We start from the raw sequence: 16,151 nt of genomic DNA on the forward strand, positions 1-16,151 counted from the left end.
CATGACGAAGTTCGTCCTGGCCATCAGCGCGCCCCTCCTCGCCCTGGCGGCGGCGTTCGTGATCACCAGCATCGTGCTGGCGGCGGCGGGCGACCCCGTGCTCGACGTCTGGAAGCAGATCCTGTCGATGCCCGAGCGGCGCAACGTCGCCAACATCATCGACAACGCCATGGTGCTGTACCTGTCCGGCCTGGCCGCCGCTGTCGGCTTCCGGATGAACCTGTTCAACATCGGGGTCGACGGCCAGTACCGCATCGCAGCGTTCACCGCGGCGGTGGTGGCCGGCGAGGCGTGGCTGCCCGGCTACCTCAACACCGCCCTGGCGATCATCTGCGCGATGGCGGTCGGCGCCGTGTGGGCCGGCATCGCCGGCGTACTGCGCGCGACTCGGGGAGTCAGCGAGGTCATCTCGACGATCATGCTCAACGCCATCGCCACCGCCCTCGTCGCCTACCTCCTGCGCAAGGCGTCGGTGCGGGTGGAGGGCTCCAACGCGATCGGCACGAAGGTCATCCCCGAGGGCAGCCGGATCCCCAACATCTCGATCGGGAGCGGTCCGGGCCAGGAGATCTACGGCTTCGTGGTGATCGTCGTCCTCGTCGGCTTCCTCTACTGGTTCGTGCTCAACAAGACCCGGTTCGGGTTCAACCTGCGCGCGACCGGCCGCTCGACCACGGCCGCCACGGCCAGCGGGATCAACATCACCCGGATGGTCGTCCTGGCGATGCTGATCTCCGGTGCCGTGGCCGGGCTCGTCGGCCTGCCGATCCTGTTCGGCGACAGCTACCAGTACGGCTCGACCTTCCAGTCCGGCCTCGGCTTCGCCGGCATCGCGATCGCGCTGCTGGGGCGCAACCACCCCATCGGCGTCGCGGTGGGCGCGCTCCTCTTCGCCTTCCTGAACGAGCAGTCCAACCCGCTCCAGATCCTGGTCGGGGTCTCCCCCGACATCGTGGCGATCACCCAGGGCACCATCGTCCTCACCGTGGTCATCTCCTACGAGATCGTGCGTCGCTACGGTGTCCGGCTGGAGCAACAGGCGGTCGCGAAGGCCTTGGTCCCCGAGCCCCGCGAGCCCGAGGAGGCGAACGCATGAGCACCCCGGCCACCACGGCCCCGCCGCCCGTTGTCGCGCCTCCGCCCACGACCCGGCGGATCCCCATCTGGGCCATGATCGCCGCGGTGCCGGCGCTGCTGCTCTTCCTGGCGGTGCTGGAGAACGTCACCGGCGCCCACGACCTGACGTCGTCCGGGACCATCGCCGCGACCCTCGTCGCCACGACGCCGATCATGCTCGCCGGTCTCGGTGGCCTCTGGTCGGAGCGCTCCGGCGTGGTCAACATCGGCCTCGAGGGCATGATGATCCTCGGCACCTACGGAGCGGGCTACTTCGGCTACCACTACGGCGCCTGGGCGGGCGTGCTCGGCGCGATCATGATGGGCATGATCGGCGGGCTGCTGCACGCCATCGCGACGGTGATCTTCGGCGTCGACCACATCATCTCCGGTGTCGCGATCAACATCATCGCGCTGGGCGCGGTCCAGTACCTCGCGTCCAACACCTTCGTGGGGCTCCCGGGCGGTGGCTCCACCCAGTCGCCCAAGATCCCCGACGTACCGACGATCACCATCGACTCGCTGAGCAACAAGCTCGGCGACATCGAGGACAACGACACGTTCTTCATCTCCCAGCTCGCCTCGCTGCTGCGGGCACTGTGCACCAACCTGTCCTCCCTGGTGCTGATCTCCCTGGGCCTGCTGATCCTCACGTGGTTCGTCCTGTGGCGGACCTCGTTCGGCCTCCGGCTCCGGTCCTGCGGCGAGAGTCCGGTCGCCGCCGAGTCGCTCGGTGTGCACGTCCTCCGCTACAAGTTCGTGGCGGTGCTCGTCTCGGGTGGCCTGGCCGGGCTGGGTGGCGGCGTGCTGGCCATGGTGGCCTCCAGCAACTACCGCGACGGCCAGACCGGCGGCCGCGGCTACATCGGCCTGGCCGCGATGATCTTCGGCAACTGGCGGCCGGGCGGGCTGCTCGTGGGCTCGGGCCTCTTCGGCTACACCGAGACCCTGGGGCTGCGGCAGGGCGGGACATCGGTCCATGCGCTGCTGCTGGCCGTGGCCGTCCTGGCCCTGGCCCTGGCCCTCAACCAGCTGCGCCACGGCGACCGCCTGGCCGCCGTGGTCATCGGGGTGGTCGGCATCGGCCTGGGCGTCGTCTACTTCCTCATCGACGAGGTCCCCGGGGACTTCACCCGGATGACGCCGTACGTGATCACGCTGATCGTCCTGGCCTTCGCCTCACAACGACTACGAATGCCCGCGGCCGACGGCCAGATCTACCGCAAGGGGAGCGCAGGTTGACGACCTCCACGGAGGACTTCGACTGGGAGGGCCTCCGCGCCGAGGCCGTGGCGGCGATGGAGCACGCCTACGCCCCCTACTCCCACTACAAGGTGGGCGTGGCGGGGCGGGTCGACGACGGCCGCATCGTCACCGGCTGCAACGTCGAGAACGCCGCCTACGGTGTGGCGCTGTGCGCGGAGTGCGGTCTGGTGTCGATGCTGCACATCACCGGCGGCGGCCGGCTGACCCACGTGGTGTGCGTCAACGCCGAGGGCGAGGTCATCATGCCCTGCGGACGGTGCCGTCAGCTGCTGTGGGAGAACGGCGGTCCCGAGATGCTGCTGTGGACCGTCTCGGGCGTGAAGCCGATGACCGAGGTGCTGCCGGATGCCTTCGACGCCGACGACCTCGATTGACCTGACCGACCCGGACGTCGTCGCGGACCCCTACCCGCACTTCGCCCGGGAGCGGGCGGCGCACCCGGTGGCCTGGCACGAGCCGTCGCAACGGTGGCTGGCCTTCGACCACGCGTCGGTGAGCGCCATCCAGCGCGACCGTCGTCTGGGTCGCCTCTGGCGGGACAAGGAGCCGGCCGCCTACCTCGAGCCGTTCAACCTCCTGCACCGCAACCAGATGATGGAGAACGAGCCGCCGGAGCACACCCGGCTGCGTCGCCCCGTGGCGCGCGCCTTCGCCCGCGGGCACGTCGAGCGGCTGCGTCCCCGCGTGGGCGAGCTGGCGCAGGAGCTGCTCGCCGAGGTCGATCCGGCGAGCTTCGACGTGATCGGCGACTACGCCGAGCCCCTGCCGGTGCTGGTCATCGCCGAGCTGCTCGGCGTCCCCACGTCGTACGTCCCCCAGCTCCGGCAGTGGTCGCAGGCGATCGTCCGGATGTACGAAGCCGACCCCGGCCCGGAGGTCGTCGACGCCGCCGTCGCCGCCGCGATCGACTTCGCGGCGCTGGTCCGCGAGCTGATCGGCGAGCGCCGGGCCCGGCCCGTCGACGACCTGCTCAGCGACCTGGCGGCCACCGAGCTCTCCGAGGACGAGATGGTCGCCTCGGCGGTGCTGCTCCTCAACGCCGGCCACGAGGCGTCGGTGAACGTCTTCGGCAACGGGCTGACCGCGATGCTGCGGCGTGGGCTGCGGCCGGGGCCCGACGTGGCGCGCTGCGTCGAGGAGATGCTGCGCTTCGACTCCGCCCTGCAGCTGTTCGAGCGGACCGCGACCGAGCCCGTCGAGGTCGGCGGGATCACCGTCGAGCAGGGACAGAAGATCGCGGTGCTGCTCGGGTCCGCCAACCGCGACCCCGAAGTGTTTGCCGACCCCGACGAGTTCCTCGTCGACCGGGACCCGAACGACCACGTGGCCTTCGGGGTCGGCGTGCACTTCTGTCTCGGCGCGCCGCTGGCGCGGATGGAGCTCACGGAGTCCCTGGGCGCGCTGTGGTCGGCGTTCCCGTCGTTGCACCTGACGGGCGAGCCGACGAGCCGGGGGACGTTCGTGCTGCGCGGATTTCATAGTGTTCCCGTGGGAGGTACGTGATGAGTGAGCCGTTCAGCGCCGTCGAGGTGATCGTCCGCAAGCGAGACGGCGAGAAGCTGTCCGATGCGCAGATCGACTGGGTCGTCGACGCCTACACCCGCGGTGTGGTCGCCGACGAGCAGATGTCGGCCCTTGCGATGGCGATCCTGCTCAACGGCATGGACCGCTCGGAGATCGCGCGCTGGACCGCGGCGATGATCGCCTCGGGGGAGCGGATGGACTTCTCCGGGCTGTCCCGCCCCACGACCGACAAGCACTCCACCGGCGGGGTCGGTGACAAGATCACGCTGCCGCTGGCGCCGCTGGTGGCCGCCTGCGGAGCCGCCGTACCGCAGCTGTCCGGGCGCGGCCTCGGCCACAGCGGGGGCACCCTCGACAAGCTCGAGTCCATCCCCGGCTGGCGCGCCTCGGTGTCCAACCAGGAGATGTTCGCCCAGCTGGAGTCGGTCGGCTGCGTCGTCTGCGCCGCCGGCGACGAGCTGGCGCCGGCGGACAAGAAGCTCTACGCGCTGCGCGACGTCACCGGCACGGTCGAGGCGATCCCGTTGATCGCCTCGTCGATCATGAGCAAGAAGATCGCCGAGGGCACCGGCGCGCTCGTGCTCGACGTCAAGGTGGGCACCGGCGCGTTCATGAAGAACGCCGAGCACGCCCGGCAGCTCGCGGAGACCATGGTGGCGCTGGGCACCGACGCCGGCGTGCACACGGTCGCCCTGCTCACCGAGATGTCGACGCCGCTCGGGCTGACCGCGGGCAACGCCATGGAGGTCGAGGAGTCCGTCGAGGTGCTGGCGGGCGGCGGCCCCGTCGACGTCGTGGAGCTCACCCTGGCGCTGGCCCGCGAGATGCTGGCGGGTGCCGGCATCACCGACGTCGACCCCGCGGACCGGTTGGCCGACGGCTCGGCCATGGACAGGTGGAAGCAGATGATCCGGGCGCAGGACGGCGACCCGGACGCGCCGCTCCCCGTCGCGAAGGAGTCGCAGGACGTGCTCGCCCCGTCCTCCGGCGTCCTGACCCGGCTGGATGCGCTCGCCGTCGGCACCGCCGCGTGGCGGCTCGGCGCCGGCCGCTCCCGCAAGGAGGACCCCGTGCAGGCGGGCGCGGGCGTGCGCTGGCACGCCCGGCCGGGTGACACGGTGACCGCGGGCCAGCCGCTGCTGACACTGCTGACCGACGAGCCGGACCGGTTCGAGAGGGCGCTGGCGATCCTCGACGGCGCCTACGACATCGAGCCGGATGCGGCGTACACCGCCGGGCCGATCGTGCTGGACCGGGTCGAGGCATGACCCAGCTGCAGGCCGGCGAGACCTACGAGGTCTCGGCCTCCAGGGTCCGGATGGGGATCGGCTGGGACAAGGACGCCGGCGCCGGTGTGGCGCGGACCGGCCGGCCCGAGGTCGACCTCGACGCGACGGCACTGCAGTTCACGGGCTCGCAGCTGTTCGACCTCGCGTTCTACAACAACCTCACGACCCGGGACGGGTCGGTGACCCACCAGGGCGACAACCAGACGGGCAGCGGCGAGGGCGACGACGAGTCGATCCTCGTCGACCTCGCGCGTGTGCACGCCCCGGTCGACACGATCCTGTTCCTGGTCAGCAGCTACCAGGGGCAGTCGCTGAAGTGGGTGGCCAACGCCTACTGCCGGCTGGTCGACGACGAGACCGACGAGGAGCTGGCGCGGTTCACGCTCACGCTCTCGATCGAGGAGACCGGCGCGGTGCTGGCGCTGCTCCGGCGTACGCCGGCGGGGTGGGCCTTGCACGCGGTGGGCGAGGGTGTGGCGATCTCGGTGCCGACCCAGGGCCTGGCGAAGCTGACGCGGTTCGTCAGCTGAGCAGCAGCACGACCATCTCGGCCACGCAGGCGGGCTTGGCCTCGCCCTCGATCTCGATGACGTAGTTGGTGACCATCTGCTTGCCGGCCGGGACGTCGGTGAGCGTGCCGAGCGTCGCCGTGCACCTGATCCGCGCGCCGACCTTGACCGGGTTGGGGAAGCGCACCTTGTTGAGCCCGTAGTTGAGCCGGGCGCCGGTGGTCTCGATCCGCATCAGCTGGGTGTTGAACATCGGGATCAGTGAGAGCGTGAGGTAGCCGTGCGCGATGGTCCCGCCGAAGGGGCCCGACTTGGCGCGCTCGACGTCGACGTGGATCCACTGGTGGTCGTCGGTGGCGTCGGCGAACGCGTTGACCCGCTCCTGGGTGACCTCGAACCAGTCGGTGGTCCCGATCTCCTGGCCGACGGTGGCTTCGAGCTCCGCGACGTCGGTGAAGGTGCGCACGTAGATCCTTCCTGACAGCCTGACAAGATGACGGCCATGAGCGCCGTCCTCACCGAACCTAGTGCAGGTCCGCCGGTCACCCGTGAGCAGGTCCAGCAGGCCCCCAAGGTGCTGCTGCACGACCACCTGGACGGCGGGCTGCGGCCCGCCACGATCGTCGAGCTGGCGGCCGAGGTGGGGCACGCGCTGCCGACGTCCGACGCCGGCGAGCTCGGCAGGTGGTTCACCACGATGGCCGACTCCGGCTCGCTGGTGAAGTACCTCGAGACCTTCGACCACACCGTCGGCGTCATGCAGACCGCCTCCGGGCTGACCCGGGTCGCCCGGGAGGCCGTCGAGGACCTGGCCGCCGACGGTGTGGTCTACGCCGAGATCCGCTACGCCCCCGAGCAGCACGTCGCCAACGGGCTCACCCTCGACGAGGTGGTCTCCGCGGTCCAGGAGGGGTTCGAGGAGGGGATGGCAGCCACCGGGATCACCGTCCGCCAGCTCCTGACCGCGATGCGCCACCAGGCCCGCTCCCGCGAGATCGCCGAGCTGTCGATCGCCTGGCGCGACCGCGGCGTGGCCGGCTTCGACATCGCCGGTGCCGAGGCCGGCTACCCGCCCACCCGCCACCTCGACGCCTTCGAGTACCTCCAGCGCGAGAACTCCCACTTCACCATCCACGCCGGCGAGGCCTTCGGGCTGCCTTCGATCTGGGAGGCCATCCAGTGGTGCGGGGCCGACCGCCTGGGCCACGGGGTGCGGATCATCGACGACATCACCGTCGCCGGCGACGGCTCGGTCGAGCTGGGCCGGCTGGCGGCCTACGTCCGGGACATGCGGATCCCGCTCGAGATGTGCCCCGCGTCCAACGTCCAGACCGGCGCCGCGCCGTCGATCGCCGATCACCCGATCGGGCTGCTCACCCGGCTGCGCTTCCGGGTCACGGTGAACACGGACAACCGGCTGATGTCCGGCACCTCGATGACCTCGGAGTTCACCAACCTCGCCAAGGCGTTCGGCTACACCGTCCGTGACCTCGAGTGGTTCACGGTCAACGCGATGAAGTCGGCGTTCCTGCCCTTCGACGAGCGGCTGGCGCTGATCGCCGACGTGATCAAGCCGGCCTACGCCAAGCTGGCCGCGGACGTCTGACCCCTGCCGGGCAGGTGCAACCGATCTGCCTCGCACCTCGTTCAACCAGACATGAGGCGAGACCCGGCCGCCGACGCCGCCTTCACCGAGTTCGCGGCCGCGAACCGGGCCCGGCTCCGCAGCACGGCCTACCTCCTCTGCGGGGACTGGCACCGCGCCTCCGACCACGTCCAGGAGGGGCTCCTCCGGGTGTACGTCGCCTGGCCCCGGCTGGTGCGGCAGGGCGGCGAGGTCGCCTACGCACGCAAGGCGGTGGTCAGCGCCTTCCTGGACGCCAGGCGCAAGCGGTCGAGCTCGGAGCGGCCCGTGCCCGAGCCCGGCGAGCGGGTGTCGGGCGAGGACCTCGCGTCGGCGGTCGCCGACCGCGACGCCCTGATGGCTGCGCTGGCCCGGCTGCCCGAGCGGCAGCGGGCGTGCGTGGTGCTGCGCTACTTCGAGGAGCTGGACGTCCGCGAGACGGCGGCCGTGCTCGGGTGCAGCGAGGGAACCGTCAAGAGCCAGACCTCGAGGGCGCTCGCGTCGCTGCGCGCGATGTTCGAGGACGAGTCGCGCGAGGAGCTCGTCGTGGCCGGAGAGAGGAGCTTCCCGTGGTGAACGACCTCAAGCAGCTGATGCGGGACAACGTCGCCGCTCCGCCGCCGGACCGGCTCGACCTCGATGCCCTGGTGCCGGCCGGGCGCCGGCGGGTCAGGCGCCGGCGTACTGCCCTGCTCGGCTGCACGGCAGCGCTGGCGGCCGGCGCTGTCGTGGCCGTCGGGATCGGCGGACCGGGCGGCTCCGGCCGCGTCGCCGAGGCAGCGCATCCCCCGAAACCCGATGCGCCCACGATCCGGCTGGCCGACGCGACACAGGCGGTGACGGGTCGCGACTACGAGGTGCTCGCGTCGTTCACGAACCAGAACCTCGACCGCGACAACGGGCAGTACTTCGACGGCGTCACCGACGACGGCCTGGTCCTCTTCCGCGACGGTCCGCGGGAGGCGCAGCCGACCCCGCGGTTCGCGCTGATGGACCCCGCCACCGGCGCCAAGGACTGGCTTCCCGACCTCGACATCGGCTGGGCCCAGACCTGGCCGGTCGAGCTGGGCGCCGACCGGCTGGTGCTCGCCGGTGTCGACAGCCGGAGCAGCCGCTTCGTCACCTACGTCTTCGACCGTGCCGGCCGGCAGTGGACCACGATGAGCTGGCCCGGGTTGCCGAAGGCCGCCGAGCCGTTCTCCTTCGTCCCGCACGACGGCCGGCTCTATCTGCGGGTACCCGCCTCCGTCGGACAGCCCCCTCCGGGTGGGTGGCCGACCGGGCCGGACGGCGAGGCCGACGACGCGGACGCCGAGGGCGACACCTACCACCTCTGGTCGGTGTCGCTCACCGACAGCTCCGACGTCCGCGACGAGGGCATGACCGTGGGTGACGTCGCCTTCACCCAGGGTTCGATGGTGTGGACCGACCGCAGCGGTGGCGATCCCGGCCGGGTGCACGTCCGCTCGCTGGCGACCGACGAGGAGCACTCGTTCGACCCGCAGGAGGGGGAGAAGTGCAATGTCCTCTCCTTCGGTGCCACCGGGGACCGGATCGTGATGAGCGAGTACTGCGGCACGTACGCCGATGGCGTCCGGGACGACCGCGTCCAGATCCTCACGACCGACGGCGACCAGGTCGTGACGCTCCAGGACAACGGCGTCGACGGCGCGCTGGCCGGCCCGGGCAGCAGCCTGGTCACGATGACGGCGTACCAGCCGAAGCTCGGGGGGACCTACGTCTACGACCTGGCCGCCGACCGGCTGCTGCGGGTGAGCGAGGGCTTCAGCCGGTATGGCTCCGGCGGCGGGGCACCGGACGGGATGTTCCTCTACGGCACGCCGGTCAACCACGGGAAGGGCCAGACCACCTGGCTGGCGAAGCTGCTCGACTGAGGCACTGCAGCCCCAGCCCCGGCTCACCAGGCTTCGAGGCTCGGCCCTTCGAGGCTCGCTTCGCTCGCACCTCAGGGCAGGCGCGGGGCGCCTCGCACCTCAGCCACCGTCATGGACCGTCACCGGCACGGTGGCTGAGGTGGGAAGGCGTTCTGCGCCTGACCCTCGAAGCCTCTGCAGCCTTGGCACCCGGGGTAGGCCCAAGCGTTGCTCACCCTGACCTTCTCGACGACTTCTGGCTACGGTGTGCCGCATGACCGTCCTCGACGTCGACTACCTGGTGGTGGGAGCCGGTGCCATGGGGATGGCGTTCACCGACGCGCTGGTCGACCACGCCGACGTGCGGGTCGCCCTCGTCGACCGCCGGCACGGGGTGGGCGGCCACTGGCTGGCGGCCTACCCGTTCGTGCGGCTGCACCAGGCCTCGACCTTCTACGGCGTCGCCTCGACGGTGCTGGGCGGCTCGGTGCAGGTCACCGGGCCGGAGGCGGGGTTGCACGAGCGCGCGGGGCAGCCGGCGATCGTGGCGTACTACGACAAGGTGCTGTCCGAGCGGATGGTCGGGTCGGGCCGGGTCAGCTTCCACCCGGGCTGTGAGTACGACGGGGAGAGAACCGTCCGGTCCCGCATCTCGGGGCAGCGGTTCGACGTGCCGGAGCGCTGCCGGGTGGTGGACGCGCGCTACCTGGCCCCCGACATCGTGGCCGAGATGCCGCCGCGGTTCGAGGTCGAGCCGGGCGCCCGGGTCGTCCCGGTCAACGACCTGGTGCGCATGGAGGAGGCGCCGAGCCAGTACGTCGTCGTCGGCTCCGGCAAGACCGCGACAGACGCCATCGTGTGGCTGCTCGGCCGCGGCGTGGACCCGGACGCCGTCTGTTGGGTGCGCCCTCGCGACCCGTGGATGCTCAACCGGGCCCTGATCCAGCCGTCGCCCGAGATCTTCCTCGCGATGGTGGCGACGATGATGGAGGCCGCCGCCGCGGCCGAGTCGCTCGACTCGCTGTTCGTGGCGCTGGAGGAGGCCGGGATCATGCTCCGGGTCGACCGGACCGTCACACCGACCATGGCCAAGACCCCGACGCTCGGGATCTGGGAGCTGGAGCTGCTCCGGTCGATCACCAACGTGGTGCGGCTCGGCCACCTCGTCGCGGTGCGTCCCGGACGGCTGGAGCTGACCGACGGCGCGGTCGGCACCGCCGCCGACGCCGTGGTGGTCAACTGCGCCGCCGACGGGCTGAAGAACCCTCCGCTGCTCCCGATCTGGCAGAGCTCCGTCATCACGCTCCAGCCGGTGCGGGCCGGCTTTCCCTGCTTCGGCGCCGCACTCATCGGCTACGTCGAGGGGACCCGGCGTGGCGCCCCCGACGAGGCCAAGAACGCGATCGCCGCGCCGTCTCCCTACCCCAACTCCCTGGTCCAGTGGGCCGCCATGAACGTCCACGGGCTGCGCAACGCGGCCGCGTTCAACGCCGAGCCCGACGTCCGCGAGTGGGCCAACCGGGTGGCGCTCAACCCGTCGCGCGTGCCGCCCGACCACGCTGGCTCGCCCGAGCTGGACGTGGCCCAGGCGCGGCTCCAGGCGGCGGCCGGCCCCGGCGTGGCCCGGCTGGCCGAGCTCAGGTGACGCCCGGCCGGTAGGTGCAGACCTCGACCAGGTTGCCGTCGGGGTCGCGGACGTAGCAGCTGAGGATGGGTCCCCGGGCGCCGGTGCGCGCCACCGGGCCCTCGACGATCTCGGCACCGCGCTCGGTGAGCCCCGCGGCGATCGCCTCGATGCTGTCGTCGACGACGAGGCACAGGTCGACGCTGCCGGGAGTCGGCCGGAGCGCCTTCGGCTCGAACTCGTGGCCCGCCTGGTGCAGGTTGAGCTTCGTCCCGCCGAAGGTCAGCGCCATGCGACCTTCCCCGAAGGTCGTGACGCCCATGCCGAGCACGGAGGTGTAGAACGCCACGGTCCGGTCGAGGTCTGCCACCGTGAGCACCAGGTGGTCGATGCGGTCGATCTCCTTCACGCCTGCCGGCCTTCCTCACCTGGCAGCACGACGAACCACGGGTGGGTCCACCGACCGAAGATCTTCAGCGCACCGGCCACGAACGACTCGCGCGTGAGCTCGTTGATCGAACCGCGACCGGGGTTGTAGACCAGGACCCCCTGAGGGGAGGGCTCGACGGCCAGGACGACGTGCCGGGGCAGCCAGGTGGAGCCGACGTAGAGCGGGCACGGGCGGCCGTCGGCCAGCGCCGCCACCACGGCCGAGAAGACCGTGTCGTGGGAGCCGAGCCGGACCACGCGCGTGCGGTAGGGGACACCGGCGTAGGACTGCATGGCGTGGGCCACGGCCCACGGCGGCGTGCCGAGCGCGCGCGGCCACGGGAGCTGGGCGCGGCCGGCGTACGACGCCGAGGTCAGCGACCGGTGCAGGTCCAGCACCTCCCTGGAGAACGACGCGGGACGGTAGGCGGGGTCGAGCACCATGTGGGCGGCCACCAGCGACGACGGCCCGCAGCTGCGCTGGTCGGGCTGGGTGAGGCCGTGGATGGCGTCGAGGTTCACGACACCGGGAGGGCCTGGACCAGGCGGAACGCCTCGTCGGCGGAGACGGGGAGGCACCCGAGCGAGACCGCGTCGGCGACCAGCCGGCGCTGGTCGCGCGCGAGCGCCAGGCCGCGACGGAGCAGGACCAGTGGCGGCTTGCGGTGCTCGCGCAGGTCGCGGGTGAGCCGCCGCCAGAACGTGACGGCAGGGTGCTGGCGCAGGCAGTACGCCGCCGCGAGCAGCCCCGCCTCCCGCAGCGGCGCCACCACGTGGTGGGCGAAGATCCCCTCGGCCACGAACAGTGGCGACCCGTCGAGGGAGAGCTTCCGGTAGCCGTTGCGACCGTCGTGCGCGATGTCGTAGACGGGGGTCTCGACGACGCCCGTGCGGCAGAGGGTGGTCAGCGCGTCGACGGCCTCGGAGCACAGCCACGAGGCGGGGTCGTCCCAGTCGACGAGGCCGGCGTTGGCGCCGGAGGTGATCCGGGGGAGGGCCGGGTCCGAGCCGTCGCGGTAGAAGTCGTCGAGACGGAGGATCGGTAGTCCCAGCCGTTCGGCGAGGTGCGACTTGCCCGAGCCCGAGGGCCCGGCCAGGACGATCACCCGTGCAGGCACCTGCACATCATGCCGTGGCACTCTCGGCGCATGAGAACTCGGGTGGCTGCTGTCCTCATGCTGCTCCTGGCGCTCACCGCGTGCTCGGGCGACCAGGGCGAGGACGAGCCCGGTTCGGGCAGGACCACGGACGCCGACTGCGCCGACCGCATCCCCGACGCCGTCTTCGGCACCCTCGGCTGGTCGCCCCCCAAGGCGGCGGAGGCCACCGTCAGCGGCTGTCATCGCGAGAGCGAGGAGGGGTACGTCGAGGTCCGCGACCGGACCGGTGACTACGACAGGCTCTGCCGGACCCTCAACCGCTCCGGCGGCGTCGCACCGGGCCGGCCCGCGCCCTGGCTGGGCGACGTGACCGCGTGCGCCGTCGAGCCTGCCGGCGACGTCGGGCAGACCAAGGTGCTGGTGAAGCGGAGCGGTGACCGGGTCACCCAGGTGACGGTGACGGTCGTCTCCGGCACCGACCGGGACAAGATCCGCGCGGCGGTGGCCCAGCTGCTCGCCTAGACGCCGATCGGGTGCCAGACGGTCTTGGTCTCGAGGTAGTCGGTCATCGACGACAGCTCCGGCTCCTCGGTCCAGTCCGGCTCCGCGGCGGGTGCGCGGCGGACCCGCTTGAGGTTCTCGGCCGCGGCCACCTCGAGCTCTGCCGCGAGCTCGTCGGACCCGGCCAGCCCGCACAGGTCGATCGCGTTGACGTCCATGTGCGAGGCCAGCCACGGCCCGACGGTCTCGGCCGAACCGGTCAGGACGTTGACGACCCCACCCGGCACGTCGGAGGTGGCCAGCACCTCGGAGAAGGTCACCGCGGGGAGCGGGCGCTCGTAGGACGACACGACGACACACGTGTTGCCCGAGACGATCACCGGCGCGACGACCGAGACGAGACCGAGCAGGGACGATGACTGCGGCGCCAGCACCGCGACCACACCGGTCGGCTCGGGCGTCGACAGGTTGAAGAACGGCCCCGCCACGGGGTTGGCGTTGCCGACCACCTGGGTCAGCTTGTCGGCCCACCCGGCGTACCAGACCAGCCGGTCGACGGCGGCGTCGAGCACGCCCGAGGCCTGTCGCGACGTGAGGCCCTCCGAGGACTGCAGCGCGTCGACGAACTGAGGCCGGCGGTCCTCCATCACCTCGGCGATGCGGTAGACCACCTGACCCCGGTTGTAGGCCGTCCGGGCCGCCCAGCCCGGGAAGGCCGAGCGGGCGGCGACGACGGCGTCGCGCGCGTCCTTGCGCGAGGCGAGGGCCGCGTTGGCCAGGAATTTCCCCTTGGCGTCGTTGACGACGTAGGAGTGCCCCGACTCCGAGCGGGGGAAGGCGCCCCCGATGTAGAGCTTGTAGGTCTTGCGAACATCTGCCCTGCTCACCTGAGGTACGCCTCCAGCCCGTGCTTGCCGCCCTCGCGGCCGTAGCCCGACTCCTTGTAGCCGCCGAACGGGCTGGCCGGGTCGAACTTGTTGAACGTGTTGGCCCACACCACACCGGCGCGCAGCTGGTTGGCGACCTGCAGGATCCGCGAGCCCTTGTCGGTCCAGACCCCGGCGGAGAGGCCGTAGGGCGTGTTGTTGGCCTTGGCGACCGCCTCGCTCGGCGTGCGGAAGGTGAGCACGGACAGCACCGGGCCGAAGATCTCCTCGCGGGCGATCCGGTGCGCCGCGGTGACGTCGGTGAACAGCGTCGGCGGGAACCAGTAGCCGTGCGAGGGGAGCTCGCACGGCGCCGACCAGCGCTCGGCACCCTCCGCCTCGCCGATGTCGGACAGCTCGCGGATGCGGGCCAGCTGCTCGGCGGAGTTGATGGCCCCGATGTCGGTGTTCTTGTCCAGCGGGTCGCCGACCCGCAGCGTCGCCATCCGGCGCTTGAGCCGGTGGAGCACGTCCTCGGCCACCGACTCCTGCACCAGCAGCCGGGAGCCGGCGCAGCACACGTGGCCCTGGTTGAAGAAGATCCCGTTGACGATGCCCTCGACCGCCTGGTCGAGCGGGGCGTCGTCGAAGACGATGTTGGCGGCCTTGCCCCCGAGCTCGAGCGTCACGCGCTTGTGCGACCCGGCAACGGTGCGGGCGATGGCCTTGCCGACCTCGGTCGACCCGGTGAACGCGACCTTGTCCACGTCGGGGTGGCCGACCAGCGCCTGACCGGTGCCGCCGGCGCCGGTGACGATGTTGACCACGCCCGGCGGCAGGTCAGCCTGCTGGCAGATCTCCGCGAACAGAAGTGCGGTCAGCGGGGTCGTCTCGGCCGGCTTCAGCACGACCGTGTTGCCGCACGCCAGGGCCGGCGCGATCTTCCAGGCCAGCATCAGCAGCGGGAAGTTCCAGGGGATCACCTGCGCCGCGACCCCCAGGGACTGCTCCCCGAAGCCTGCGTACTTCAGCTTGTCCGCCCAGCCGGCGTAGTAGAAGAAGTGCGCCGAGACGATGGGTACGTCGACGTCGCGCGACTCCTTGATCGGCTTGCCGTTGTCGATGGACTCGAGCACGGCGAGCTCGCGGGACCGCTCGGCGATGATCCGGGCGATGCGGTAGAGGTACTTCGCGCGCTCCGAGCCGGGCATCCGGGACCAGCCGCGGTGGGCCCGGCGGGCGGCCTTGACGGCCAGGTCGACGTCGTTGTCGTCGGCCTCGGCGACCTCGGCCAGCACCTCCTCCGAGGCCGGGTTGACGGTCTTGAACGCCTTGCCGTGCCCGTCGACGAAGTCGCCGTCGATGAACAGGCCGTAGGACGGCTTGATGTCGACGATCGACCGCGACTCAGGGGCCGGGGCGTACTCGAACTTCTGCGACGATGCAGCCATGTCTCAGTCCACCGTGACGTAGTCGTGGCCGGAGTAGCGGCCGGTCTTGAGTTTCATCCGCTGCATCAGCAGGTCGTTGAGCAGCGTGGAGGCGCCGAACCGGAACCAGTCCGGGTCGAGCCAGTCGGGACCCGTCACCTCGTTGACGGTGACGAGGTACTTCACGGCGTCCTTGGCGGTGCGGATGCCGCCGGCCGGCTTGACGCCGATCATCGTCCCCGTGGCCTCGCGGAAGTCGCGGACCGCCTCGAGCATCACCAGCGTGACCGGCAGGGTGGCCGCCGGCTGCACCTTGCCCGTCGAGGTCTTGATGAAGTGGCCGCCGGCCAGCATCGCCAGCCACGACGCGCGGCGGACGTTGTCATAGGTCTGGAGCTCACCGGTCTCGAGGATCACCTTCAGGTGCGCCGGGCCACAGGCCTCGCGGACCTGGGCGATCTCCTCGAACACCTCGAGGTAGCGGCCGGCCAGGAAGGCACCGCGGTCGATGACCATGTCGATCTCGTCGGCCCCCGCCTCCACGGCGTCGCGGGTGTCGGCGATCTTGACGTCCATCGCCGCCCGACCGCTGGGGAACGCCGTCGCGACCGCGGCCACCTTGACGTTGCTTCCCTTGAGCGCCTCCTTGGCCGTGGCCACGAGGTCGCCGTAGACGCAGACGGCCGCGGTCGGGGGGCAGGTCGGGTCCGACGGGTCCGGGTGCATGGCCTTGGCGGCCAGCGAACGCACCTTCCCCTCGGTGTCCTGGCCCTCCAGGGTGGTCAGGTCGACCATCGAGATCGCCAGGTCCAGGGCGTAGGCCTTGGCGGAGGTCTTGATCGAACGGGTGCTCAGCTGTGCGGCACGTTGCTCGGCACCCACCTGGTCGACCCCCGGGAGGCCGTGCAGGAAGCGCCGCAGCGAGGAATCCGACCCGGTGACGTCCAGGTCACGGATCGGTCTCGTCTCGACCTCGGGATCGGTTGCGACCATGCCCTC

17 protein-coding genes and 1 pseudogene are annotated in these 16,151 nt (G+C 71.2%); 11 read left to right on the forward strand and 7 right to left on the reverse strand.

Going from position 1 to position 16,151, the window contains the following annotated elements; genetic code table 11:
- Position 1: 1 nt before the first annotated feature.
- From VFV89_RS01755 to VFV89_RS01780, 6 genes and pseudogenes are all read left to right on the forward strand, one after another.
- Entirely contained in the window at positions 2–1,096 is a 1,095-nt protein-coding gene (locus VFV89_RS01755; RefSeq protein ID WP_329704170.1) for an ABC transporter permease, read from the forward strand.
- 74 nt (positions 1,097–1,170) lie between these two features.
- Positions 1,171–2,115: pseudogene (locus VFV89_RS01760) on the forward strand (ABC transporter permease); the annotation flags it as partial.
- On the forward strand, positions 2,088–2,756 hold the full coding sequence (locus VFV89_RS01765) for a cytidine deaminase (protein WP_329704229.1): 669 nt from the start codon (positions 2,088–2,090) through the stop codon (positions 2,754–2,756). The pseudogene VFV89_RS01760 and the gene VFV89_RS01765, both read left to right, overlap by 28 nt.
- The gene (locus tag VFV89_RS01770) at positions 2,728–3,885 is read left to right on the forward strand and encodes a cytochrome P450 (protein ID WP_329704171.1); all 1,158 of its coding nucleotides are present in this window, start codon (positions 2,728–2,730) and stop codon (positions 3,883–3,885) included. The genes VFV89_RS01765 and VFV89_RS01770 overlap by 29 nt, the downstream gene beginning before the upstream one ends.
- A complete protein-coding gene (locus VFV89_RS01775; RefSeq protein WP_329704172.1) occupies positions 3,885–5,174 on the forward strand; it encodes a thymidine phosphorylase in 1,290 nt (429 codons plus the stop codon). Before VFV89_RS01770 ends, VFV89_RS01775 begins: the two co-directional genes overlap by 1 nt.
- Complete coding sequence (locus tag VFV89_RS01780) at positions 5,171–5,725, forward strand: TerD family protein (RefSeq protein WP_329704173.1); 555 nt, start codon at positions 5,171–5,173, stop codon at positions 5,723–5,725. The genes VFV89_RS01775 and VFV89_RS01780 overlap by 4 nt, the downstream gene beginning before the upstream one ends.
- Here the strand turns inward: VFV89_RS01780 and VFV89_RS01785 are convergent.
- On the reverse strand, positions 5,718–6,170 hold the full coding sequence (locus VFV89_RS01785) for a MaoC family dehydratase (protein WP_329704174.1): 453 nt from the start codon (positions 6,168–6,170) through the stop codon (positions 5,718–5,720). The two genes, VFV89_RS01780 and VFV89_RS01785, sit on opposite strands and share 8 nt — an antisense overlap.
- 36 nt (positions 6,171–6,206) lie before the next feature.
- Here VFV89_RS01785 and VFV89_RS01790 point away from each other — a divergent pair, with 36 nt between their 5' ends.
- From VFV89_RS01790 to VFV89_RS01805, 4 genes are all read left to right on the forward strand, one after another.
- Complete coding sequence (locus VFV89_RS01790; protein WP_414690338.1) at positions 6,207–7,310, forward strand: adenosine deaminase; 1,104 nt, start codon at positions 6,207–6,209, stop codon at positions 7,308–7,310.
- Positions 7,311–7,361: 51 nt separating this feature from the next.
- Positions 7,362–7,904 (forward strand): SigE family RNA polymerase sigma factor, encoded by a 543-nt coding sequence (locus tag VFV89_RS01795; RefSeq protein ID WP_329704176.1) that lies wholly within the window; start codon positions 7,362–7,364, stop codon positions 7,902–7,904.
- Positions 7,898–9,223 (forward strand): hypothetical protein, encoded by a 1,326-nt coding sequence (locus tag VFV89_RS01800; protein WP_329704177.1) that lies wholly within the window; start codon positions 7,898–7,900, stop codon positions 9,221–9,223. Before VFV89_RS01795 ends, VFV89_RS01800 begins: the two co-directional genes overlap by 7 nt.
- 253 nt (positions 9,224–9,476) lie before the next feature.
- Positions 9,477–10,847, forward strand: a complete 1,371-nt coding sequence (locus VFV89_RS01805; protein ID WP_329704178.1) for an FAD/NAD(P)-binding protein — start codon at positions 9,477–9,479, stop codon at positions 10,845–10,847.
- Here VFV89_RS01805 and VFV89_RS01810 read toward each other — a convergent pair.
- The 3 genes from VFV89_RS01810 to VFV89_RS01820 are packed head-to-tail and all read right to left on the reverse strand — an operon-like array spanning position 10,840 to position 12,373.
- A complete protein-coding gene (locus VFV89_RS01810) occupies positions 10,840–11,235 on the reverse strand; it encodes a VOC family protein (protein WP_329704179.1) in 396 nt (131 codons plus the stop codon). The genes VFV89_RS01805 and VFV89_RS01810 overlap by 8 nt on opposite strands.
- Positions 11,232–11,777: a hypothetical protein gene (locus VFV89_RS01815; protein ID WP_329704180.1), complete on the reverse strand. Its 546-nt coding sequence runs from the start codon at positions 11,775–11,777 to the stop codon at positions 11,232–11,234. The genes VFV89_RS01810 and VFV89_RS01815 overlap by 4 nt, the downstream gene beginning before the upstream one ends.
- Entirely contained in the window at positions 11,774–12,373 is a 600-nt protein-coding gene (locus VFV89_RS01820) for an ATP-binding protein (protein WP_329704181.1), read from the reverse strand. The genes VFV89_RS01815 and VFV89_RS01820 overlap by 4 nt, the downstream gene beginning before the upstream one ends.
- Before the next feature lie 42 nt (positions 12,374–12,415).
- Between VFV89_RS01820 and VFV89_RS01825 the strand changes: the two genes are divergently transcribed.
- Entirely contained in the window at positions 12,416–12,877 is a 462-nt protein-coding gene (locus VFV89_RS01825) for a hypothetical protein (protein ID WP_329704182.1), read from the forward strand.
- Here VFV89_RS01825 and VFV89_RS01830 read toward each other — a convergent pair.
- Genes VFV89_RS01830 through deoC form a run of 3 tightly spaced genes read right to left on the reverse strand, consistent with a single transcriptional unit; the run spans position 12,874 to position 16,145 of the window.
- The gene (locus VFV89_RS01830) at positions 12,874–13,743 is read right to left on the reverse strand and encodes an aldehyde dehydrogenase family protein (protein ID WP_329704183.1); all 870 of its coding nucleotides are present in this window, start codon (positions 13,741–13,743) and stop codon (positions 12,874–12,876) included. The two genes, VFV89_RS01825 and VFV89_RS01830, sit on opposite strands and share 4 nt — an antisense overlap.
- Positions 13,740–15,173, reverse strand: coding sequence for an aldehyde dehydrogenase family protein (locus tag VFV89_RS01835; protein ID WP_329704184.1), 1,434 nt, complete (start codon positions 15,171–15,173; stop codon positions 13,740–13,742). Before VFV89_RS01835 ends, VFV89_RS01830 begins: the two co-directional genes overlap by 4 nt.
- A 3-nt stretch (positions 15,174–15,176) precedes the next feature.
- Positions 15,177–16,145, reverse strand: coding sequence for a deoxyribose-phosphate aldolase (deoC, locus tag VFV89_RS01840; RefSeq protein ID WP_329704185.1), 969 nt, complete (start codon positions 16,143–16,145; stop codon positions 15,177–15,179).
- Positions 16,146–16,151 lie beyond the last annotated feature (6 nt).

Source organism: Nocardioides sp., assembly GCF_036274455.1.
Taxonomy (GTDB): Bacteria; Actinomycetota; Actinomycetes; order Propionibacteriales; family Nocardioidaceae; genus Nocardioides.